Annotated in this window: 22 protein-coding genes; 16 read left to right on the top strand and 6 right to left on the bottom strand. The window is 72.3% G+C overall.

Features of this window, described 5'->3' with window-relative positions; genetic code table 11:
* Positions 1–18: 18 nt before the first annotated feature.
* Positions 19–585: a maleylpyruvate isomerase family mycothiol-dependent enzyme gene (locus B277_RS02710; RefSeq protein WP_007924917.1), complete on the top strand. Its 567-nt coding sequence runs from the start codon at positions 19–21 to the stop codon at positions 583–585.
* On the opposite strand, the gene B277_RS02705 is transcribed toward B277_RS02710, so the two are convergent.
* Entirely contained in the window at positions 582–1,046 is a 465-nt protein-coding gene (locus B277_RS02705; protein ID WP_007924915.1) for an SRPBCC family protein, read from the bottom strand. The genes B277_RS02710 and B277_RS02705 overlap by 4 nt on opposite strands.
* A 61-nt stretch (positions 1,047–1,107) precedes the next feature.
* Here B277_RS02705 and B277_RS02700 point away from each other — a divergent pair, with 61 nt between their 5' ends.
* The 4 genes from B277_RS02700 (at position 1,108) to B277_RS02685 (ending at position 6,809) form a co-directional block, all read left to right on the top strand.
* Entirely contained in the window at positions 1,108–1,380 is a 273-nt protein-coding gene (locus B277_RS02700; protein WP_007924914.1) for a ribonuclease E inhibitor RraB, read from the top strand.
* Positions 1,381–1,503: 123 nt separating this feature from the next.
* Positions 1,504–3,000: an LCP family protein gene (locus B277_RS02695; protein ID WP_007924913.1), complete on the top strand. Its 1,497-nt coding sequence runs from the start codon at positions 1,504–1,506 to the stop codon at positions 2,998–3,000.
* A 104-nt stretch (positions 3,001–3,104) separates the two neighbouring features.
* A complete protein-coding gene (gene clpB / locus B277_RS02690) occupies positions 3,105–5,678 on the top strand; it encodes an ATP-dependent chaperone ClpB (RefSeq protein WP_007924912.1) in 2,574 nt (857 codons plus the stop codon).
* 114 nt (positions 5,679–5,792) lie between these two features.
* On the top strand, positions 5,793–6,809 hold the full coding sequence (locus tag B277_RS02685; protein ID WP_040880638.1) for an FAD-dependent oxidoreductase: 1,017 nt from the start codon (positions 5,793–5,795) through the stop codon (positions 6,807–6,809).
* 52 nt (positions 6,810–6,861) lie between these two features.
* On the opposite strand, the gene B277_RS02680 is transcribed toward B277_RS02685, so the two are convergent.
* Positions 6,862–7,260, bottom strand: coding sequence for a universal stress protein (locus B277_RS02680; RefSeq protein WP_007924907.1), 399 nt, complete (start codon positions 7,258–7,260; stop codon positions 6,862–6,864).
* Between the two features lie 117 nt (positions 7,261–7,377).
* Here B277_RS02680 and B277_RS02675 point away from each other — a divergent pair, with 117 nt between their 5' ends.
* From B277_RS02675 to B277_RS02655, 5 genes are all read left to right on the top strand, one after another.
* Positions 7,378–8,379, top strand: a complete 1,002-nt coding sequence (locus B277_RS02675; protein WP_238148167.1) for a Bug family tripartite tricarboxylate transporter substrate binding protein — start codon at positions 7,378–7,380, stop codon at positions 8,377–8,379.
* A complete protein-coding gene (locus tag B277_RS02670) occupies positions 8,376–8,918 on the top strand; it encodes a tripartite tricarboxylate transporter TctB family protein (RefSeq protein WP_007924903.1) in 543 nt (180 codons plus the stop codon). The genes B277_RS02675 and B277_RS02670 overlap by 4 nt, the downstream gene beginning before the upstream one ends.
* Positions 8,919–8,924: 6 nt before the next feature.
* Complete coding sequence (locus B277_RS02665) at positions 8,925–10,427, top strand: tripartite tricarboxylate transporter permease (RefSeq protein WP_007924900.1); 1,503 nt, start codon at positions 8,925–8,927, stop codon at positions 10,425–10,427.
* Positions 10,428–10,521: 94 nt separating this feature from the next.
* A complete protein-coding gene (locus B277_RS02660) occupies positions 10,522–11,214 on the top strand; it encodes an LppX_LprAFG lipoprotein (protein ID WP_128277219.1) in 693 nt (230 codons plus the stop codon).
* Position 11,215: 1 nt separating this feature from the next.
* A complete protein-coding gene (locus tag B277_RS02655) occupies positions 11,216–12,988 on the top strand; it encodes an MFS transporter (RefSeq protein ID WP_007924895.1) in 1,773 nt (590 codons plus the stop codon).
* Here the strand turns inward: B277_RS02655 and B277_RS02650 are convergent.
* A complete protein-coding gene (locus tag B277_RS02650) occupies positions 12,950–13,813 on the bottom strand; it encodes an alpha/beta fold hydrolase (RefSeq protein WP_169330579.1) in 864 nt (287 codons plus the stop codon). The two genes, B277_RS02655 and B277_RS02650, sit on opposite strands and share 39 nt — an antisense overlap.
* A 14-nt stretch (positions 13,814–13,827) precedes the next feature.
* Positions 13,828–14,661 carry an exodeoxyribonuclease III gene (locus B277_RS02645; RefSeq protein ID WP_040880643.1) on the bottom strand — a complete coding sequence of 278 codons (834 nt, stop codon included), beginning with the start codon at positions 14,659–14,661 and terminating at the stop codon, positions 13,828–13,830.
* 224 nt (positions 14,662–14,885) lie between these two features.
* On the opposite strand from B277_RS02645, the gene B277_RS02640 reads away from it, so the two are divergent.
* Both B277_RS02640 and B277_RS02635 read left to right on the top strand, forming a co-directional pair.
* On the top strand, positions 14,886–15,641 hold the full coding sequence (locus B277_RS02640) for a dienelactone hydrolase family protein (protein WP_040880642.1): 756 nt from the start codon (positions 14,886–14,888) through the stop codon (positions 15,639–15,641).
* Positions 15,638–16,408, top strand: a complete 771-nt coding sequence (locus B277_RS02635) for an SDR family NAD(P)-dependent oxidoreductase (protein ID WP_007924882.1) — start codon at positions 15,638–15,640, stop codon at positions 16,406–16,408. Before B277_RS02640 ends, B277_RS02635 begins: the two co-directional genes overlap by 4 nt.
* 124 nt (positions 16,409–16,532) lie before the next feature.
* Here the strand turns inward: B277_RS02635 and B277_RS02630 are convergent, their stop codons facing one another.
* A complete protein-coding gene (locus B277_RS02630; protein ID WP_238148166.1) occupies positions 16,533–17,051 on the bottom strand; it encodes a hemerythrin domain-containing protein in 519 nt (172 codons plus the stop codon).
* 63 nt (positions 17,052–17,114) lie between these two features.
* Here B277_RS02630 and pyrE point away from each other — a divergent pair, with 63 nt between their 5' ends.
* The 4 genes from pyrE (at position 17,115) to B277_RS02610 (ending at position 20,421) form a co-directional block, all read left to right on the top strand.
* On the top strand, positions 17,115–17,669 hold the full coding sequence (pyrE, locus tag B277_RS02625; protein WP_007924878.1) for an orotate phosphoribosyltransferase: 555 nt from the start codon (positions 17,115–17,117) through the stop codon (positions 17,667–17,669).
* Between the two features lie 100 nt (positions 17,670–17,769).
* Complete coding sequence (locus B277_RS02620; protein ID WP_007924876.1) at positions 17,770–18,636, top strand: siderophore-interacting protein; 867 nt, start codon at positions 17,770–17,772, stop codon at positions 18,634–18,636.
* 151 nt (positions 18,637–18,787) lie between these two features.
* The gene (locus B277_RS02615) at positions 18,788–19,579 is read left to right on the top strand and encodes an HAD family hydrolase (protein ID WP_007924874.1); all 792 of its coding nucleotides are present in this window, start codon (positions 18,788–18,790) and stop codon (positions 19,577–19,579) included.
* A gap of 35 nt (positions 19,580–19,614) precedes the next feature.
* Positions 19,615–20,421 carry a DUF1206 domain-containing protein gene (locus B277_RS02610; protein ID WP_128277218.1) on the top strand — a complete coding sequence of 269 codons (807 nt, stop codon included), beginning with the start codon at positions 19,615–19,617 and terminating at the stop codon, positions 20,419–20,421.
* Here B277_RS02610 and B277_RS02605 read toward each other — a convergent pair.
* Complete coding sequence (locus B277_RS02605) at positions 20,309–21,205, bottom strand: phosphatase PAP2 family protein (protein WP_007924866.1); 897 nt, start codon at positions 21,203–21,205, stop codon at positions 20,309–20,311. The genes B277_RS02610 and B277_RS02605 overlap by 113 nt on opposite strands.
* Positions 21,206–21,369 lie beyond the last annotated feature (164 nt).

The raw sequence follows: 21,369 nt of genomic DNA, 5'->3' as shown, positions 1-21,369 counted from the left end.
GGCTGGCAGGCTGGCGCCATGCCTCGACCCCAGGACGCCGCCTCCGTCTTCGACCGCAAGCACACGCCGCTCATGCGGCTCATCGACGCCACCGACCCGCAGGCCCTCGCCGGGGACAGCCCGTGCGACGGGTGGAGCGGACTCGACGTCATCCAGCACCTCATCGACACGCAGCGCGACTTCCTGCTCAAGGCGGGCGCCGACCTGCCCGACCCGGCGCCGACGGTGGCCGCGCTCGGGCCGGCGACCGCCTGGCGCACGCACGCCGAGGGCGTCGCCCGCCAGCTCGCCGACGACACCCTCGCCGAGCGGCCGTACGAGACGCCCTTCGGCGCGACGACGATCGGCGCGGCCTTCGACCGCTTCTACGGCTTCGACCTGCTCGTCCACCGGTGGGACATCGGCGCGAGCGCCGGGGTGCCGGTCGAGCTGAACGAGGCCGAGCTCGACGAGGTCGAGGCGGCGATCGCCGGCTTCGGCGACGCGATCCGCGGTGACGGGGTGTGCGGCCCAGCGGTCCACGTCGGTCCGGACGCCTCGCGGCAGGACCGGGCGCTCGGCCTCACCGGACGGGACCCCCGCTAGCTGCTCACCGCGGCCGCGAGGCGACCGAGCGTGTCCTCGAGCTGTGACTCCTGGACGAGCGGGAAGCCGACCTTCTCGAGCAACGCCTTGTCGGTGACGCCGCTCCAGTCGTAGGTGTGCGTGACGAGGGTGCTGTCAGGACCCTGCGGCTCCAGCTCCCACAGCCACTCCCACCCGGGCGGCTCGGTGCCGGCCGGAGCCGTCTTCCAACCGACCATCTTGTGGGGGTCGAAGGCGGTCACGTGGTTGTCGGTCTGGTAGTCGCCGCCCATGTGGTCGCCGGACATGTTCATCGTGAAGACCTCGCCGACGGCCTGGATGCGGTCGGTCTTCTCGTCCGAGCGGACGAAGCCGGAGCCGTCGAGCTCCGCGTGCCGCTCGGGATTGGTCAATACCTCGAAGATGTCCTTGGCGGACGCGTCGATGGTGCGCTGGACAGTGATCTTGTTTTCCTGTGCCATCCCCCGACGACACCACGCCCAGCACCTGTTGTCCACCCCCGACGCGTGACAGGCTGGTGGCATGTCCGAGCACCTGATGGTCTTCCCCGACCGTGACGACGCCGACCGCATCGCCGAGGACCTGCGCGACGAGGGCTTCACCGAGGTCCGGGTCGTGCGCGAGGCCCTCGCCGGCGAGGACGACAGCGAGGACCACGAGTGGGCGGTGCACGTGCGCGAGGACATGGTCGCCGACGAGTCGACCGCGGTGGCCCAGGGGCTGCGGGAGCGCTTCGCCGCACTCGCCGAGGAGCACGACGGCTGGTACGACCCGGACCCGACGACGCGCGCCTGACCCCCCTTCGGCATTGCTGGATCGGGTCACCTTTGTGTCACGATGTCGTGAATACGCGCGCCCAGGGATGCCGAGCACCAGCCATGCAGCCCGGCGGTCCCCATCACGCGGAGGTTGGCACCCGTGTCCGACAGCACCACCCCTGAGAGCCGGCGTGCTCTCGGAGAGCGCGGCATCATCGCGCGGCGCAAGGCACGCCAGAGCCGGCGGTACTACACGCTGACCGCGGCGAGCACGGTCATCCCCGGGCTCGGTCTCATCCGCACCCGCCGGAGGACGGGCATCACCATCGTGACCGCCTTCGTCGCGACGATCCTCCTCGTGCTCGGCTGGGCCCTGGCCAAGGGCGTGACCTCGTCGATCATCGGGGTCGGCGTGAGCCGGCGGGCCCTCATGGTGCTCATCCCGATCATCGTCATCGGGGCGATCGTGTGGATCTGGGGCATCATCACCACTGCCCGCGACAACCTGCCCGAGGGCACCTCCGGGCGGCCGCGGGTCGCCATGGTCGTCTTCGCGGCGCTCGCGGCGCTCCTCGTCTTCGCCCCCGCGGCGCAGTCAGTGCGCTATGCAGTCATCCAGCGCTCGCTCATCGGCTCGGTCTTCGAGGACCTGCGGCCCGATGGTGCCGCGGCTCCCGGCGAGGGCGACGACCCGTGGGCCGGCACCGACCGGGTCAACATCATGCTCGTCGGCTCGGACGCCGGAGCCGACCGCGACGGCATCCGCCCCGACTCGCTCATGGTCGCGAGCGTCGACACGCAGACCGGTGAGACGGTGCTCTTCGGCATCCCGCGCAACCTGCAAAACATCCCCTTCTCCGACAGCAACCCCCTCAAGCAGAAGTACCCCGACGGCTTCAACTGCGGCGACCAGTGCCTCATGGAGTACGTCTGGACGCTCGGGCGCGACAACGCCGACCTCTTCCCGGCGGACGTCAACCCGGGGCTCGTCGCGACCAAGGACGCCGCCTCCGAGATCCTCGGGCTGCACATCGACTACACGACCGTCATCAACCTCGAGGGCTTCACCCAGCTCGTCGACGCGATGGGCGGCGTGACCGTCGACGTCAAGGAGCGCGTGTGCATCGGCTGCAAGATCGAAGGGGGTGTCGTCGTCGGCACCACCGGCTACATCGAGCCGGGGGTGCAGGAGCTCGACGGCTACCACGCCCTCTGGTACTCGCGCTCGCGTGCCGACTCCGCCGACGGTGACTTCTCGCGGATGCGGCGTCAGCGCTGCATGGTCGGAGCGCTGCTCAACCAGGTCAACCCGACGTCGATGCTCGTGCGCTACCCCGCTCTTGCCAAGACCCTGCAGGACAACGTGACGGTCGACATCCCGCAGCAGGACCTCAAGGCCTGGGCCGAACTCGTCCTGCGCATCCAGGACGGCGGCACCATCAAGTCGCTGCCCCTGACCAACAAGAACATCGACGTCAACCGCCCGGACTACGACAAGATCCACACGATGGTCGACGAGGCCATCAACCCGCCGGAGCCGGAGCCGAAGAAGTCGACGAAGAAGAAGACGACTTCGACGACGTCGTCGACGACCTCCTCCACGTCGTCGAGCACGACCAGCGGTGACGAGCTGAGCGACATCACGGCCAGCTGCTGACCGCAGCCACATGCACGGGGTGAGCGCCAGAGTTGAGCGGAATAGACTCAACTCTGAGGAGGTTGTTCCAGACAGAGATCATCCGCCAGCCATAGAGGAGACCCATGGACTTCCAGCCCACCACCAAGGTGGCCGAGGCGCTCGCCCTGGCCCAGCGTTCGGCCCAGACCCAGGGGCACCCCGAGGTCACGCCCGAGCACCTCGTCAGCGCCCTCGTGCAGCTCGACACACCGCAGTGCGACACCCTCCTGCAGGCCGCCGGGACCGGCGCCGGGCACGTCCTCGCGCAGGCCGATGCGGCCGTGCGCTCGTTGCCGACCACGAGCGGTGCGGCGGCCTCCCCGACGCTCGGGCGCAGCCTGCTCGCTGTGCTCCAGCAGGCCGACACCCTCATGCGGGCGAAGGGGGACACGCACCTCGCCCTCGACCTGCTCCTGCTCGCGCTCGCCGAGACGGGCCACCTCGCGGCCGTCGAGTCCCGCGGCGCCCGCGACATGGAGGCGAAGATCGACGAGCTGCGCGCCGGGCGCAAGGTGACGTCCGAGACGCCCGCCGAGGGCGGCGAGTCGCTCGAGCAGTACGGCACCGACCTGACCCAGGCCGCCCGCGACGGCAAGCTCGACCCGGTCATCGGGCGGGACGCCGAGATCCGCCGCGTCGTCCAGGTGCTCTCCCGCCGGACGAAGAACAACCCCGTGCTCATCGGCGAGCCCGGCGTCGGCAAGACCGCCGTCGTCGAGGGCCTGGCCCAGCGCATCGTCGACGGTGACGTGCCTGAGTCGCTGCGCGACAAGCGGCTCGTCAGCCTCGACCTCGGCGCGATGGTCGCCGGCGCGAAGTACCGCGGCGAGTTCGAGGAGCGGCTCAAGGCCGTGCTCGAGGAGATCAAGGCCAGCGACGGGCAGATCGTCACCTTCATCGACGAGCTGCACACCGTCGTCGGTGCGGGCGCGTCCGGTGAGGGCGCCATGGATGCGGGCAACATGCTCAAGCCGATGCTCGCCCGCGGCGAGCTGCGACTCGTCGGCGCGACGACGCTCGACGAGTTCCGCGAGCACATCGAAAAGGACCCGGCCCTGGAGCGGCGCTTCCAGCAGGTCTTCGTCGGTGAGCCGAGCGTCGAGGACACCATCGCCATCCTGCGCGGCCTCAAGGAGCGCTACGAGGCGCACCACAAGGTCGAGATCGAGGACTCGGCGCTCGTCGCGGCGGCCACGCTGTCGGACCGCTACATCACCGGCCGGCAGCTGCCCGACAAGGCGATCGACCTCGTCGACGAGGCCGCGTCGCGCCTGCGGATGGAGATCGACTCCAGCCCCGTCGAGATCGACGAGCTGCGCCGCGCTGTCGACCGGCTGAAGATGGAGGAGCTGCACCTGTCCAAGGAGTCGGATGCGGCCTCCGTCGACCGGCTCGAGCGGCTGCGCGCTGACCTCGCCGACAAGTCCGAGGAGCTCGCCGCGCTCACCGCGCGCTGGGAGGCGGAGAAGTCCGGCCTCAACCGGGTCGGTGACCTCAAGGCGCGGGTCGACGAGCTGCGCACGCAGGCTGACCGGCTGCAGCGCGAGGGTGACTACGAGAGCGCGTCCCGGCTGCTCTACGGCGACATCCCCGCCGCCGAGCAGGAGCTGGCGGCCGCGCAGGCCCAGGAGTCCGAGGTCGAGGCGAGCGAGGGCTCGCCGATGGTCAAGGACCGGGTCGGCAGCGACGACATCGCCGAGGTCATCTCGGCGTGGACAGGCATCCCCGCCGGGCGCCTGCTGCAGGGCGAGACGGAGAAGCTGCTGAGCATGGAGTCGATCATCGGCTCCCGGCTCGTCGGGCAGGCCGATGCCGTGCGCGCGGTCTCCGACGCCGTGCGTCGCTCGCGGGCCGGCATCGCCGACCCCAACCGGCCGACCGGGTCCTTCCTCTTCCTCGGCCCGACGGGTGTCGGCAAGACCGAGCTGGCCAAGTCGCTGGCCGACTTCCTCTTCGATGACGAGCGCGCGATGGTGCGCATCGACATGTCGGAGTACGCCGAGCGGCACGCGGTCGCGCGCCTCATCGGTGCGCCCCCCGGCTATGTCGGCTACGAGGAGGGTGGCCAGCTCACCGAGGCCGTGCGCCGGCGTCCCTACTCCGTCGTCCTGCTCGACGAGGTCGAGAAGGCCCACCCCGAGACCTTCGACATCCTCCTGCAGGTCCTCGACGACGGGCGCCTGACCGACGGGCAGGGCCGCACGGTCGACTTCCGCAATGTCATCCTCGTCATGACCTCCAACCTCGGCAGCCAGTTCCTCACCGACCCCCTGCTCGAGGGTGAGGCGCGCCGTGAGTCCGTCATGGGCGTCGTGCGGCAAGCCTTCAAGCCGGAGTTCCTCAACCGGCTCGACGAGATCGTCATCTTCGACGCGCTGAGCCGCGACGAGCTCGGCCACATCGTCGAGCTGCAGGTGCGCGAGCTCGCGAGTCGGCTCGCCGACCGTCGGATCCACCTCGAGGTCACTCCGGCGGCTCGCGAATGGCTCGCCGAGACCGGCTACGACCCGGCCTACGGCGCCCGCCCGCTGCGTCGCCTCGTGCAGCGCGAGATCGGTGACCGGCTGGCCACCGCCCTGCTCTCCGGCGACGTGCGTGACGGCTCGACCGTCGTCGTCGACCGCGACGAGGAGGGTGGCGGGCTCTCCCTTCGCTGAGGGGCGCTGGATGGTTGTGTGTTGAAGCGGTAGTCCCCGGCGCCGGCAGATCCCCGTGAGGGGCTGCCGGCACCGGGGACTACCTTTTCGTCCCGGGGCTGGCAGGCTGGGGGCGTGCGAGCTCGCGAACACGTCCTCGTGGTCGGCGGCGGCATCGCCGGCCTGGCCCTGACCGTCGCCCTCGACCCTCGTCGGGTCCACGTGACCCTCGTCGAGGAGCGGCCCGAGCGGGCCGGTGCCGGCACGGTCCTGGCCATGTGGCGCGGCGGGCGCGAAGCCCTGGACGCGATCGGCGTGGGCGACCGGGTGCGGGCCGCGTCCCTCTCGGTGACGGGTGGAGCGCTGCGCCGCTGCGACGGTCGGGCCCTGCACGACCTGCGCCCCACGGACACGGCCCGGCTGTGGTTCGTCCCGCGACCCGAGCTCGTCGCCGCCCTCGAGGCGGCGATCCCCCCGTCGGTCACCCGGGTGACCCGGCAGGTGACCGACCCCCGCGCACTGGCTGCGGAGGTCGGCGCGGACCTCGTCGTCGGGGCCGACGGGGTGCGCTCGGCCGTGCGCCAGCACACCTGGGCGGGGTCGGCCCCGGTCGTCACCGACTGGGTCGCGCTGCGCGGCCACCTGCCCGGTCCGCCGGTGACGACGGCGACGGAGTGGTGGGGCCGCGGCGGGCTCTTCGGCATGACGCCGGGGCCGCAGGGGGCGGCCTGGTTTGCGGCCGTTCGCGGTGACCGCCGGAGCACCGAGGTCGACCGTGACGAGGTCGTGGCGCTGGCGCGCGGTCGGCTCGCCGACTGGGACCCGCGGGTGGGAGAGGTGCTGGCCGCCGTGGGGGACGCCGCCGACGCACAACGGGTGCTGCTCGCGCCCGCCCTGCGCACCTCCGTCGGCGACGGGGTCGTGCTCATCGGCGACGCCGCCCACGCGATGGGCCCGAACCTCGGGCGGGGTGCCAACGAAGCCCTCGCCGACGCCGCCGCCCTCGCCGACCTCGTCCACCGCCACGGGACGAAGGGAGCGCCCCGCGCCTTCGCCCGACGCCGCCACCTGCGGGGGCAGGTGCTGCGGGCGGCGTCCCTCCCCGCCCTTCGGCTGGCGACGAGCCGGCTCTGGTCGCCCGTATTTCCCTAGGGAAATGCGCACGGGGGGCCGTATTTCCCTAGGGAAATGCGGGGGAGGGGTGTCAGCCCCGGGTGACGAGGACGGGCACGGGGGAGTCGAGCAGGACCCGCTGCACGGTCGAGCCCATGATGAGCTTGCCGACGGGGGAGCGGCGGCGCGACCCGATGACGAGGAGCTCGGCCGAGGCCTCCGCCGCGAGCCCGAGGATCGCCTCGGCGACGTCGCCCCGGGTGGCCGCGGTCGCGATGCGGGTGGGCACGTCACCGGCGCCCTCGATCGTGGGGACGTGCTCGGCGATCGACGCGCGCACCGCGTCCTCGGCCTCGCTGGTCGCGCTCTCCGCACGGTCGACGACGTGCAGGACGACGAGCTCGGCTCCGCGGAGCACCGACTCGCGCAGGGCGAGGTCGAGTGCGGCCCGGCCGGCGGGGGTGCGGCTGTGCGCGACGGCGATGATCATGGGCGTCAACCTACTGGAGCGGCACCCCGTGTGTGACGTGGGTCATGCAATGGTGACATCATGGGGGACCCCTGTCCCCGCCTCTCCGGCTCTTCAACGACGAAGGTGGTCTCACCCGTGGTAGCCCGCGCCCACGTCATGCGCATCATCGGGATCCTCGCCGTCATCGTCCTCGCGGTCTTCGCCGTGCGGGACGCGCGTGGCTCCGCACAAGGGGCCGGCGCCCGCAGCCAGCTCACCCTCATCGCCCCGGCGGCCGTCGGTGGTGGCTGGGACCTCGTCGCCCGCGAGTCGCAGCAGGCGCTGCGCAGCGACGGCATCGTCAACTCCGTCAACGTCGTCAACGTCCCCGGTGCCGGCGGCACCATCGGCCTGAGCCAGCTCATCGGCATGGAGGGTGACGGCTCGACCATGATGGTCACCGGCACCGTCATGCTCGGGGGCATCACCCAGGCCGGTGGCCAGCGCGACCTCGAGGACACGACGGTCATCGCCCGCCTCGCGGAGGACTTCGAGGTCATCGCGGTGCCTGCGGACTCCGAGTTCAAGACCCTCGACGACCTGCTCGAGGCGTGGAAGAAGGACCCCGGCGCCATGCCCATCGGCGGCGGCTCGGCCGGTGGCATCGACCACCTCGTCGCCGCGCAGCTGGCCCGGGCGGCCGGGATCGACCCGGAGGAGCTGCACTACACGCCGCACTCCGGCGGGGGCGAGCTGACCCAGTCGCTCACCTCGACCGCCCAGGGCACCGTCGGCGTCGGCATCAGTGGCTACAACGACTTCCGTGACCTCATCGAGGGCGGGCGCCTGCGGGCACTGGCCGTCGTCGCCCCCGAGCGACTCGAAGGGGTCGACACCCCGACGATGGAGGAGCTCGGCTACGAGGAGGTCGACCTCGTCAACTGGCGCGGCCTCGTCGCTCCTCCCGGCATCAGCGACGCGCAGCGTCGTGAGCTCGAGGACATCGTCGACGAGATGTTCGCAACCGACAGCTGGGGCGAGGCCGTGGAGACCAACCGGTGGGTCGTCAACCCCGCCGAGGGCGAGGAGTTCGAGGACTTCGTCGCGAGCGAGCAAAAGCGCATCAACGAGCTGATGAAGGAGCTGGGGCTGGTATGAATGCCGCGCCCGACACCACCACTGCCACCGTCCGCCCCAAGGTCGACCTCGGGGCCCTGATCATCCCGGCCGTCGTCGCCGCCGTCGGGGTCTTCCTCGTCGCCGGCATCCTCGGCATGCGCGTCGCCGGTGACGGCGGGCTCTTCGGGCCCAAGGCCTTCCCGTGGATCGTCGCGGTCCTCTGCTTCGTCGTCGCGACGCTCATGACCGTCGAGGTGCTGCGCCCGCGCCCGGTCACCGTCACCGCCGACCCGGGCGACGAGGCCGACGCGATCCTCGACCTGGCGCCGCCGGAGCCCGAGGCCAGCAACTGGCGCTCGCTGCTCATCGTCGCCGCGGGGGTGCTCCTCTTCGTCGCCCTGCTCCAGCCGCTCGGCTGGCTCATCGCCGGGTCGCTGCTCTTCGCCGTCGTCGGCTTCGGCCTCGGCGCCCGCAGCCCGCTCGGGCTGGTGCTCGGCGGGGTCGGGATGACCTCCGCGATCCAGATCGTCTTCAGCGGCTTCCTCGGCATCCACGTGCCGGCCGGGATCCTCGGGTGATGTGACGTGGACCAGATCACCAACCTCCTCAACGGTTTCGGCGACATCCTCACGCCCGAAAACCTCGTCTTCGTCTTCGTCGGGGCCCTCATGGGCACCGCCGTCGGGGTCCTGCCCGGCCTCGGCTCGGCCATGGCGGTCGCCCTCCTCCTGCCGCTCACGGCCAGCCTCGACCCCCTCGCCGCGCTGGCGATGCTCTCGGCGATCTACTTCGGTGGCCTCTTCGGTGACTCCATCGCCGGCATCCTCATGAACACCCCGGGCAACAGCACCGCGATCGCGTCATCGCTCGAAGGGCATCGGATGGCCCTGTCGGGCCAGGCCCCGCAGGCCCTGGCCACCGCGGCCCTCGGCGCCTTCATCGGTGGCATCATCTCGACGCTCATCGTCGTCTTCTTCGCGCCGGCACTGGCGGACGCCGCCGTGAAGTTCGGCCCCGCCGAGTACTTCGCCCTCGCCGTCTTCGCCTTCGTCGCCATCGCGACCGTCGTCTCCGACTCGGCGATCCGCGGCCTTGCCGCGCTGGCGATCGGCCTGGCCATCGCCATGGTGGGCATCGACCAGCCGACGGGGACGGAGCGCTTCACCTTCGGCCTGCGGACCCTCTTCGACGGCATCGACATCGTCGTGCTCACCGTCGCCCTCCTCGCGCTCGGCGAGGTCTTCCACCAGGCCTCCCGCATCGGCCGGTCCGACGAGGCCAAGCTGCTCCCGACGAAGGGCAGGCCCTTCCTCTCCCGCGCGGAGTTCCGCCAGGCGCTGCCGGCCTGGCTGCGCGGCACCGGCTTCGGCGTCCCCTTCGGCGTCATCCCCGTCGGTGGCGCCGAGGTGCCGACCTTCCTCTCCTACGGCACCGAGCGGGCCCTCGACCGTCGCCGGGCGGAGCCGACCTTCGGCAACGGCTCGATCCAGGGTGTCGCCGGCCCCGAGGCCGCGGGCAATGCGACGGCCGGCACCGCCATGGGCGCGCTGCTCGCGCTCGGCCTGCCGACATCGGCGACGGCAGCGGTCATGCTCATCGCCTTCCGGCAGTACGGCATGCAGCCGGGGCCGCTGCTCTTCGAGCGCAATGCCGACATCGTGTGGGCGCTGCTCGCGAGCCTCTTCATCGGCATGGTCGCCCTGCTCATCCTCAACCTGCCGCTCGCGCCGATGTGGGCCCAGCTGCTCAAGCTGCCCAAGGCCTACCTCTACGCCGGCATCAGCCTGCTCGCCTCCTTCGGCGTCTACGCGACGGCGGCGAGCACGACCGACCTGCTGCTGATGTTCGGCCTCGGTCTGCTCGGCTTCGCGATGCGGCGCTACGACGTGCCGATCGCGCCGGTGCTCATCGGTGTCATCCTCGGCCCGCTCGCCGAGTACAACCTGCGCGACGCCATGGGCAACTCGGGCAACGACCCCTTCGTGCTCGTCAGCTCGCCGATCACGATCGTCCTCTACGTCCTGCTCGCCGCCGGCGTCGTCTGGGGTCTGCTGCGGCGCCGCCGCGCCGCCAGCTCGGACTTCTGAGGTCCGACCGGCCCCACCGCGGCCCAGCTCACGATCGTGTGGGCTGGGTCGCGGTGGTGTCGCCACCGGTACCCAGCGGGTTAGGTTGGCCGACATGCGACGTCGATCCGTGCTTGCCGCCGTGCCCCTCGCCCTGACGCTCGTCGCGGGGTGCTCGGCCTTCGAGGATGCGGCCCCGCCGCCCGAGGCCCTCGAGACCGCCCGCACGACCTTCGTCGACGCCGGCTCGGTCGGCTTCGACCTCAAGCAGTCGGCGATACCCAAGGGGCGCAACGGCGTCTCCGCGGCCACCGGCTCCGGCATCGTCGACAAGACCACCCCGAAGTTCCAGGGTCAGGTCACCGGCGTCATCGACGGCAACTCCGCGGGCGTCGAGATCATCGCCGTCGACGACAAGACGTGGATGTCCTTCTTCACCAAGGACTTCAACCCCGTCGACATGGCCGACCTCGGCGCGCCCAACCCCGCCGAGTTCTTCCGCACCGGCAGCGGCGTCGACCAGATCCTCGCCCACACCTCCGACGCCACGGCCGGGGAGCGCACCCGATCCGGCGACACGGTGCTGCAGGAGTACACGGGGACGATCCCCAAGGAGGACATTACGCGCCTATTCAACCTCGGCGAGGGGCGGGAGACCTTCGACGTCACCTACGGCATCGAGCCCGACAGCGGGCAGCTGCGCTCGGTGAAGATCACCGGGGACTTCTACAAGGAGACCGAGACGACCTTCACGCTCACCCTCAAGGACTACGGCAAGAGCGTGCAGATCGACGAGCCGTCCTCCTGACGTGGCCGGCCTGACCGGGGCCAACCCCCGGACCCTGCTCACGCTCGCCTCGACCGCCGTCGCTCTCGCGGCCGCCGACACCTACGTCGTCGTCCTCGCGCTCACCGACATGATGAGCGGCGTCGGGCTGGGGCTGGACAACCTGCAGCGCGCCGCGCCGATCATCTCCGGCTTCCTCCTCGGCTACATCGCCGTGCTCCCGCTCATCGGCCGGCTCGCCGACCTCGTCCCGCGCTCGCGGATCCTCCTCGGGTGCCTCGTCGTCTTCGTCATCGGCTCCGGCATCACCGCGCTCGCCGTCGACCTCGACGTGCTCGTCGCGGGGCGTGTCGTCCAGGGCGTCGGCGGGGGCGGTCTCGTCCCGGCCACGCTCGCCCTCGTCGCCGACCTGTGGCCGCCCGGCCGCCGCGGCATGCCCCTCGGCGTCGTCGGCGCGGTCCAGGAGCTCGGGTCGGTGCTCGGGCCACTGCTCGGTGCCGCGGTGCTCGTCGTCGCCGACTGGCGGGCGATCTTCTGGCTCAACGTCGTGCTCGGGGTGCTCCTGTGGGTGGCCATCGCGGTCGCGACGCGTCCCTTCGAGACGGCCGCGGACGGCCTCCTCAGGGATCGGGGGGAGACGGCCGCGGACGGCCTCCTCAGGGATCGGGGGGACAGCGGGGAGGGCCGCCCCCTTCGTCCTCGGCTGGTGACCACGGTGCTCGGCGTCGTCACCGTCGGCCTGCTGTGGTTGACCCTCGCGGCGCCTGCCGCACTCGCCACCGACGTCTACCTCGGCCTGCCCTTCGTCCCCGTCGTCGGGACGAGCCGGCTGCTCACACCCATCGGCCTGGTGACCCTGGGGCTCGCCCTGGCCCTCGTCGTGCTGACGGCCCGCCGGTGGTGGCCGCCGCTGCGGGAGAGCGACCTGCCCGGAGCGCTGCTGCTCGGCACGACGCTCGGGTGCGTCGTGCTGACCTTCAGCTCCGCCGACCCCGAGACCGAGGTCGTCGGGCCGCTCGGCTACGCCCTGCTGCCCGTGGCGGTCGTCACCGCGCTCGCCTACGTGTGGCGGCACCGCACCGCGGCCTCCCCGCTCGTGCCGCGCGGCACGGTGCGCGGTCGCACGGGCTGGGCGCTCCTCGTGTCGCTGCTCGTCGGGGTCGCGCTCGTCGCCGTGGTCGTCGACGTGCCCCTGTTTTCACGGCTCACCACCTCCGGGTCGCAGACCGACGCGGCGATGGAGCTGGTGAAGTTCCTCGTCGCCGTGCCCGTCGGCGCACTCCTCGGCGGGTGGGTCCTGCGCTGGGTCGGAGACGGCCTCTCGGCCGGGATCGGGCTGCTCCTCGCGGCGTCCGGCCTGCTCGTGATGTCCGGCTGGGACCGCGGCTCGCTCGCCGAGGTGAGCTCGACGATCACGCTCGCGCTCGTCGGGCTCGGCCTCGGCATGGCTCTGGCGCCGGTCAACGACGCGGCCCTCGCCGACGCGCCGCAGCACGCCCACGGCACGGCGAGCAGCCTCGTCGTCGTCGCCCGGATGGTCGGGATGGTCGTCGGCCTCGCGCTGCTCACCGGCATCGGGCTGCACCGGTACTACGAGGCCGTCGACGCCCTGCCCCGGGAGCAGCAGACGAGCGGGCAGGCGCTGCTCGACGCGGCGCTGCTGCAGGTGCACACCGTCTTCGTCGGGGCGGCTGGGGCCGCCTTCGTCGGTGCTCTGCTCGCCCTCGCCTGCCTCGGGATCAGGCGTCGTGAGGGGTCAGGCTCGCTGGCTCGCGGGCTCGGCGTCGAGGAGTAGCTCGATCTTGTCCGCGACGAGGCCGGGTGCCTCGTAGGTGATCATGTGGCCGACGCCGGTGACGGACCAGAAGTCCGCGCCCGGGATGCCGGCGGCCAGGCGCCGACCCGCCGAGACGGGGGTGAGCCGGTCGCGGGAGCCGGTGAGGACGGCCGTGCGGACCCCGGCGAAGGGGGCGAGGTGCTCGCGGAAGTCGAGCCCACCGATCGCCCGGTGCCAGTCGGCGACGACATTGGCTCGCGTGCTGCTCGTGAGCCGCGCCGTGGCGCGCACCGCCACCGGGTCGGGGTCGTCGCCGAAGAGGTTGGCCGCCGTGAGCCGTGGCGTCGTCGGCAGGCCCCGGGCGGACGCCGGCAGCCGCCCGAGGAGCGCCATGGCCAGTCCCTCGCCGGGGACCGGCCGGCGTCGGCCCAGATGGGCGGCGGTGCCGACGAGCGCGGCACCGCGGACGCGCCGGCGGAAGAGCTCGGGGTCGATCTGCGCCAGGGCCAGGACCGTCATGCCGCCCATCGAGTGCCCGCCGAGGACGACGTCGCCGTCCGGCGCCGACTCGACGAGGACCTCGCGCAGGGCCGCGCCGAGGTCGAGGAGCGAGACCGAGCGCGAGCGGCCCGGCGTCGAGCGGCCGTGGCCGGGCTGGTCGTACGTGATGACCCGCAGGTGCGGGCGGCGTCGCTGGAGCTCGGCGACCACCGGGTCCCAGGTCTCGGCGGCGAGGCACCAGCCGTGGGCGAGGACGAGGGTCGGGCCCTCAGCGGACCCGGACCGCGGCGCGTGCTCGCGGACCGCGAGGCGGGCGCCGTCCGGGGCGACCACGGTGCTCACGGGGGCGGTCGTGCTCACCGGGGGGCGCCCCCTTCGGCCGTCTTGTCCACTGCCGCGCCGTCGTCGCCGTCGAGACCGACGATGACCGGCGCGTGGTCGCTGGCGCCCTTGCCCTTGCGCTCCTCGCGGTCGATGGCCGCGCCGCTCACCCGCTCGGCGAAGGAGGCCGACCCGAGGACGAAGTCGATGCGCATGCCGCGCCGCTTGGGGAAGGCGAGCTGCTGGTAGTCCCAGTAGGTGTACGTGCCCGGTCCGGGGGCGTACGGGCGCACGACGTCGACGAAGCCGGACTCGAGGAAGGCGTTGAAGGCCGCCCGCTCCGGCGGGGAGACGTGCGTCTTGTCGGCGAAGTACTCCATCGACCACACGTCCTCGTCCTGGGGCGCGACGTTCCAGTCGCCGCAGAGGGCGACGGGGGTGCCGTCGGCGGCCCACTCGACGGCGCGGTCACGCAGCCGGGCCAGCCACTGCAGCTTGTAGGCCATGTGCGGGTCGTCGAGGGTGCGGCCGTTGGGCACGTAGAGCGACCACACGCGCACGCCACCGCACGTCGCGCCGATCGAGCGCGCCTCGGGCGCCACGGGATCGCCGAAGCCGGGGTCGCCGTCGAAGCCGATCGCCACGTCGTCGAGGCCGACCCGGGAGAGGATCGCCACGCCGTTCCACTGGTTGAGGCCGTGGTGGGCCACCTCGTAGCCGAGGTCGCGGAAGCGGTCGAAGGGGAACTGCTCCTCCTTGGCCTTGGTCTCCTGGATGGCGAGCACGTCGACGTCGCTGCGCTGCAGCCAGGCCTCGACGCGGTCGACGCGAGAGCGGATGGAGTTGACGTTCCAGGTCGCGATGCGCACGGGCGCCACCCTAGCCACCACAGGTGACAGGGCGGCAGTGGTGGTTGGTGTGGGCAGGGGTTCTTCGTTCCCGACCAGAGCTGGGGCGTCCTCCCCGGCGTTTTCCTCGGGACCGCCCTGTGGGCCGGCCTCGAGGTGAACGAGCGCCGAGGCGGGCGGAGTCGCCACCACTGAGCCGGAGGTGGGGCTGGCCACGGCGAAGGGGGGTCGTTAGCGTGCGCAGCATGCGTCCCTTCATCGAGATCCCGGCCGCCGACGGCACCGCCGAGGCGATCGTGGCCCGACCCGACGACGATCAGGCGCACCCCGGCGTCCTGCTGTGGATGGACGCGATCGGCCTGCGCCCGCGCATCGAGGAGATGGCCGACCGCATCGCCTCGTGGGGCTACGTCGTGCTGGCGCCCAACACCTTCTACCGGCTCGGCAGCGCCGCCGAGATGTCGCCACCGGCGGGCATGGACCTCACCGACCCGGAGCAGCGGGCGGCCTACGGGCAGCAGAGCTTCCCGCGGGTGGCGGAGCTGACCAAGGAGCGGACCGAGGCCGACGTCGCTCCCTTCGTCGCCGCGCTGCGTGGGCTGCCCGGGGTCGCCGACGGCCCCATCGGGACCACGGGCTACTGCATGGGCGCCAAGCACGCGACCCGCGCCGCGTGCGTCGACCCGAGCATCGCGGCGTGCGGCGGGTTCCACGGCGCGCAGGTCGCCTCCGACCAGCCCGACAGCCCGCACCTGTCGCTCGGCAGCGCCCGCGCGGCCTTCGTCTACGGGCACGCCGACAAGGACCGGTCCATGCCGCCCGAGAGCATCGAGCTGCTCGACCGCACGCTGACCGAGCACGGGCTGACCGCGACGACCGCTGTCTACCCGGACGCCCCGCACGGATACACGATGACCGACACCTCGAGCCACCAGCAGGCGGGCGAGGACCGCCACTGGCGCGAGCTGCGCGAGCTCTTCGACCGGGTGCTGGGCGCATGAGCACGGCACTGGTCACCGGCGCCACCGCCGGCATCGGACGGCAGTTCGCCGAGCAGCTCGCGGCGAAGGGGGTCGACCTCGTCCTCGTCGCCCGCGACGAGGCCCGGTTGGCGGCGGTGGCCGGCGAGCTCTCGGGGCGGCACGGGGTGGCCGTCGAGGTCCTGCCGGCCGACCTGTCCGACCGGGTGCAGCTCGAGCGGGTCGCCGAGCGGCTGCGCGACACGGCCCGGCCGGTCGACCTGCTCGTCAACAACGCCGGCTACTCGCTGGGCTCGCGCTTCGTCGACAGCCCCGTCGAGGCCGAGGAGCAGCTGCTCGACGTGCTGGTGCGCGCGGTGCTCGTCCTCAGCCACGCCGCCGCCACGACGATGGTCGGCAGGGGGAGGGGGCAGGTCATCAACGTCTCGTCCGTCGCCGGCCTCACCGCGAGCGGCACCTATGCCGCCGCGAAGTCCTACGTCACGACCTTCACCGAGTCGCTCTCCGGTCAGCTCGCCGGCACCGGGGTGCAGGTCATGGCGCTGCTGCCCGGCTACGTGCGCACCGAGTTCCACGAGCGCGCCGGGATCGACAAGGGGTCGCGGTCCGGGCCCTTCTGGCTCGACGCGAGCGACCTCGTGCGCCAGGCGCTCGCGGACGCCGAGCGCGGGCGGGTCGTGTCGATCCCCAGCGCGCAGTACAAGGCCGTCGTCGCCCTGGCGCGGCACATCCCGCGGGCGCTCGTGCGCAACCCGCGCGTCACGGCGCTGCACCGCAAGCCGGACTGACCTCCCCTTCGCCCTGCGCTCGGGTGAACCGCATTTCCCTAGGGAAATACGAAGGGGAGGTCGCATTTCCCTAGGGAAATGCCCACGGGTGACCGTATTTGCCTAGGGAAATGCGCAGGGGGGCTCAGAGCGGGCCGAGGACGGCGGCGGGGTCGGTCGGGAGGTCGAGCGTCTCGAGGACCTCGAGCAGTGCCCTCTCCTCGAAGCCGAATTGCGACTCCATGATCGCGCCGAGCCCCTCGACGTGGGAGTACACCTCGTCGGGTGGAGCGTCGCGGTCGAGCGCCGCCTCCAGCCCGCCGATGAGGTGACTCATCATCGAGTGGTCCTGGGTGAGCTTGCGCAGCGTCTCGGCGAGCTCGGGGTGCGCGGCGGCGACTGCCGGGAAGAGGTGACGGTCCTCCCCTTCGTGGTGGCGGGCCAGGGCCGTGCAGAACCCGCGGCAGTACAGCAGCAGGTCCCGTGCTGCCTCGGGGTCCGCCCCGGCGGTGCGCACGAGGTCGAGCGCCTCGCGCAGGCGGGCGTGGACCGCCCGCAGCTCGTGGGCCCAGGCGATGAGCCGGGTGTGCTCGCCCTCCGTCACGTGCGGGCGAAGGGCGGGATGCGCGCATGACGCGTCCTCCTTCAGGTGCGGCGCCTCCATGCCTGACACGGTCTGCCACCGGCACACGACGCAGGCCACCGACCTGGTCCATAGACTGCGGGCGTGACTGACATCGCCGCCGACCGCGCCCGCCTGCTCGAGATCGTCAAGGACAAGGCCATCGTCCACGGACGCGTGACCCTCTCCTCCGGGGCCGAGGCCGACTACTACGTCGACCTGCGCCGCATCACCCTCGACGGCGAGGCCTCCCCGCTCGTGGGCCGCGTCATGCTCGACCTCGTCGCGGACCTCGACTTCGACGCCGTCGGCGGCCTGACCCTCGGCGCCGACCCGGTCGCCACGTCGATGCTCCACGCCACCGCGGCGAAGGGGGAGCGGCTGGACGCCTTCGTGGTGCGCAAGGCAGGCAAGGCCCACGGGCTCCAGCAGCGCATCGAGGGCCCGGCCATCGCGGGCCGACGGGTCCTCATCGTCGAGGACACCTCGACGACCGGCAACTCGCCGCTCGAGGCCGCCACTGCCGCTCGCGAGGCAGGCGCCGAGGTCGTCGCCGTCGCGACGATCGCCGACCGGGCGACCGGTGCCGCGGAGAAGTTCGCCGAGGCCGGCCTGGAGTACCGCCACGTCTTCGGGCTGGAGGAGCTCGGCCTGGCTTGAGCCGCCCGCCGTCCGGGCAAGCGAAACCGGCCGTGTGGGGGGAACGGCCTGCTGCAGGTTAGGCTCTCCTAAGCCCGTTGTACCCGGCCTCAGGAGAGCCATGAAGATCGCCGAGCTCAAGGACCGCGTCGTCCTCGGCGCCGCTCGCGCATACGCCCGCCGCACGATGGCCGACTACGCCGAGCGCCCGGAGGAGTCGCAGTTCGAGGTCACCGTCGCGCGCGTCGTCGACCTCAACCCCGTGATGCGCCGGATCACCCTGACGGCCCCCGAGCTCGCCGAGTACCGGCTCCTCGGTCCGGACGAGTACTTCGGCCTGCTCATGCCGGGCGCCGACGGCCGGCTGCACCTGCCCGACCCCGAGCGGACCAACGTGCGCGCGGCGATCAGCGAGATGGACGAGAACGAGCAGCCGGGGCTGCGCTGGTACACGGTGCGCGAGCTGCGCCGCGATACCGCCGAGCTCGACGTCGACATCGTCACCCACGGCGACTCCGGGCCCGGGTCCGCGTGGGCCACGGCCGCGCAGGTCGGCGACCGGGCGGCCTTCCGCTCCGGGGGTGCGCTGTACTCGAGCTTCGACGAGGCACGTCAGCTCATCGTCGCGGACGAGACGGCCGCGCCGGCCCTGCTCGCGATCCTCGAGGAGCGCGACCGTCGAGGCCTGCCGGGTCTCGGTGAGGGCATCGACGCGCACGTCGAGGTGCCGTCCGCCGACGTGCTCGACGGACTCGACGTCCCCGCCGCGGTGACGGTGCACGTCCGCGGCGCCGGCGACCCCGGCAGCGCCGTCGTCCCCGCGATCGTGGCCGACCCCGCCTCGACCTGCGACCTCGACTACGCCTGGGTGTGCGGCGAGTCCGGGCTGGCGACCTCCCTGCGCCGTCACCTCGTGCAGGAGGTCGGGATGGACAAGCGCTCGATCACCTTTTCCGGTTACTGGAAGCTCGGCGCCGCCCGCGGCTGAGCCAGGCGCGGACGCAGAGGAGGCCCGGCGCAGCATCAAGCCGAAGTCGAGAACGACCACGCGACCACGCGACGACGAGGGACTTCGGCAGCGCGCCGGGTCTCCTCTGCGGCCGCCACGTGTCGCAAAGTCGGCGGGTAGCGTTCCACCCATGGAGCCCCACCTCGTCGCCCTGGATGTCGACGGCACGATCCTCACCCACGCCGGCGAGCTGCGCCCGGCCACGCGCGACGCGATCCGGGCGGTCGCCGACGCCGGGCACCACATCGTCATCTCGACGGGCCGGTCCGTCGTCGCCACGACCCCCGTGCTCGAGCTGCTCGGCCTCTCCCACGGCTGGGCCGTCTGCTCCAACGGCGCCGTGACCCTGGAGCTCGATCCCGCTGAGCCGCAGGGCTACCGGATCGCCGACACCGTGACCTTCGACCCCCGCGAGGCGCTCACCCTCGTCATGCGGCACGCACCGCACATCCTCGTCGCGGTGGAGCAGGTGGGGGTCGGCTTCAAGGTCGCCCGGCCCTACCCGGAGGGTGTCCTCCAGGGCGAGCAGGTGGTCGTCCCCTTCGAGCAGCTCGTCGACGGGCCGACGACACGCGTGACCTTCCACGACCCCGACGCGGCGAGCGAGGACTTCCTCGAGCTCGTCGAGCGCATCGGCCTGCACGGGGTGAGCTATGCCGTCGGGTACACCGCCTGGCTCGACCTCGCGCCCGAAGGCGTCTCCAAGGGCTCGGCCCTCGAGCTCGTCCGACGGCGGCTGGGGGTCGAGCCGCACCGCACCTTCGCCGCCGGCGACCAGCGCAACGACCTCGAGATGCTGCGGTGGGCCGCCCGTGGCGTCGCCATGGGCGGCGCGCCGCCCGAGGTGGTGGCCGCCGCCGACGAGACCACGGGGTCCGTCGACGAGGACGGGTTGGCGCACGCCCTTCGTCCGCTCGGGTAGTCGCCACCACGTCCGGTGGCGGGCATCATGATCCGGTGACCTCTGCTCCTGATCTCGGCGACGCCCGCCGCGCCGCACGCACGGTGGGTGACCACCCGGCACTCGAGGCGTTGGCGCGCGCCGGCTTCGTCGCCTCCGGCCTGCTCCACATCGTCCTCGGCTACACCGCGGGTCGCGTCGGCTGGGGAGGAGGCGGGCAGGCGGATCAGTCCGGTGCGCTCGCCACGCTCGCGAGCAACCCTGCCGGCACCCTGCTCATGTGGGTCATCACCGTGACCCTCGCCGGCCTCGTCCTGTGGCAGCTCACCGAGGCCGTCACCCCCGGCGCGGGTGACGGCGCAGCCGATCGGGCCAAGGCGGTCGGCAAGGCCGTCGTCTACGCCGCGATCGCCTGGACCGCAGGGCAGTTCGCCATCGGGTCGGGCTCCTCCTCGTCGTCGGAGCAGTCGTCGCAGGACGTCACCGCGACGCTCATGCAGCAGCCCGCCGGTCAGTGGCTCGTCGGCGGGGTCGGCGTCGCCGTCATCGCCGTGGGCGGCTACCACGTGTACAAGGGTGTCGCCCGCACCTTCCTCGAGGACCTCGAGGAGCATCCCGGGCGCATCGCCACGGCCCTCGGGGCCGTCGGCTACCCGGCGAAGGGAGCCGTCCTCGCCCTCGTCGGCGCCTTCTTCGTCATCGCCGCGGTGCGGCACCAGTCCTCGCAGGCCGACGGACTCGACGGGGCGCTCAAGTCCCTGCGCGACGAGCCCTTCGGTCCCGCGCTGCTGACCGTCGTCGCGGTGGGGCTCGTGGCCTTCGGCCTGTACTGCTTCGCCCGCGCACGTCACCAGCGCATCTGACCCACATCCCTTGCCCGGCGAAGGGGGAGTCCCTATAGGGAAATGCGCAGGTGGGGTCGTGTTTCCCTCGGCAGATGGCACTGAGGGTGGTGATTTCCCTAGGGAGATGTGGAGTCGGAGGGCGGCGGGTCAGCGGCAGGACGAAGGGGGGGAAGCAGCGCAGCCCGACGAGCGCCAGGGCCGACCCGAGGACCAGCCCGGCGGCGACGTCGCTGACGTAGTGGACGCCGAGGACGATCCGGTCGGCGGCCGTCAGCGCCGTTGCGACGACGACGAGCAGGGTGGCGCCCCAGCGGATCCAGACCGTGGCCACGAGGGTCAGCAGGGCGATGAGCAGGACCGCGCCGAGGGCGGCATTCGTCGCGTGCCCGCTCGGGTAGGACCAGCTGCCGTACGAGACGACCGCGTCCTCCGGGCGGGCCCGCTGCACGATCTCCTTGCACACCGCACCGAGTGCCCACCCGACGAGGCCGATCGCCGGCACAACGAGCACCGACCTCCCGACCCGCCCACGGACCCACAGCGTCACCGCGACCACGACCACGAGCGGGTGCACGACCCACGGCCCGCTGAGGGCCGACCACGCACGGGCGACGTCACCCAGCCATGGCGCCGACAGGACGAGGTCGGTGCCGGCGGCCACGCCCCCTTCGTCCAGCGCCCGGGCCCAGTCGGCCGGGATGAGCACCCACCGACCCAGCGCGGCGACGACCAGCATGGCGAGCGACATCGCACCCAGTGCGACGACGACGCGGCGAGCTGAGACGCGGTAGTCCGGGGGCATCCACCGATTGTGGGGCATGCTTGATCCGCCATGTCCGATCTCGTCATCACGTCCCCGGCCAACCAGCGCCTCAAGGACCTCGTCACCCTGCGCCGCCGCCGCCATCCGCGAGAGCCACCGGCACCGACCCTCGTCGAGGGGCTCGAGGAGACCTCGCCTCGCTC

The sequence above is a fragment of the Janibacter hoylei PVAS-1 genome (assembly GCF_000297495.1).
Classification (GTDB): Bacteria; Actinomycetota; Actinomycetes; order Actinomycetales; family Dermatophilaceae; genus Janibacter; species Janibacter hoylei.
This window is presented reverse-complemented; position numbering and strand designations above follow the sequence as displayed.

Excerpts from the sequence above, each read along its gene's own strand:
- B277_RS02710 (WP_007924917.1), top strand. The coding sequence starts at position 19 with ATGCCTCGACCCCAGGACGCCGCCTCCGTCTTCGACCGCAAGCACACG.
- B277_RS02660 (WP_128277219.1), top strand. The coding sequence starts at position 10,522 with ATGCGACGTCGATCCGTGCTTGCCGCCGTGCCCCTCGCCCTGACGCTC.
- clpB (WP_007924912.1), top strand. The coding sequence starts at position 3,105 with ATGGACTTCCAGCCCACCACCAAGGTGGCCGAGGCGCTCGCCCTGGCC.
- B277_RS02635 (WP_007924882.1), top strand. The coding sequence starts at position 15,638 with ATGAGCACGGCACTGGTCACCGGCGCCACCGCCGGCATCGGACGGCAG.
- B277_RS02630 (WP_238148166.1), bottom strand. The coding sequence starts at position 17,051 with ATGGAGGCGCCGCACCTGAAGGAGGACGCGTCATGCGCGCATCCCGCC.
- B277_RS02620 (WP_007924876.1), top strand. The coding sequence starts at position 17,770 with ATGAAGATCGCCGAGCTCAAGGACCGCGTCGTCCTCGGCGCCGCTCGC.
- B277_RS02615 (WP_007924874.1), top strand. The coding sequence starts at position 18,788 with ATGGAGCCCCACCTCGTCGCCCTGGATGTCGACGGCACGATCCTCACC.
- B277_RS02680 (WP_007924907.1), bottom strand. The coding sequence starts at position 7,260 with ATGATCATCGCCGTCGCGCACAGCCGCACCCCCGCCGGCCGGGCCGCA.
- B277_RS02605 (WP_007924866.1), bottom strand. The coding sequence starts at position 21,205 with ATGCCCCCGGACTACCGCGTCTCAGCTCGCCGCGTCGTCGTCGCACTG.
- B277_RS02700 (WP_007924914.1), top strand. The coding sequence starts at position 1,108 with ATGTCCGAGCACCTGATGGTCTTCCCCGACCGTGACGACGCCGACCGC.
- B277_RS02670 (WP_007924903.1), top strand. The coding sequence starts at position 8,376 with ATGAATGCCGCGCCCGACACCACCACTGCCACCGTCCGCCCCAAGGTC.
- B277_RS02640 (WP_040880642.1), top strand. The coding sequence starts at position 14,886 with ATGCGTCCCTTCATCGAGATCCCGGCCGCCGACGGCACCGCCGAGGCG.
- B277_RS02705 (WP_007924915.1), bottom strand. The coding sequence starts at position 1,046 with ATGGCACAGGAAAACAAGATCACTGTCCAGCGCACCATCGACGCGTCC.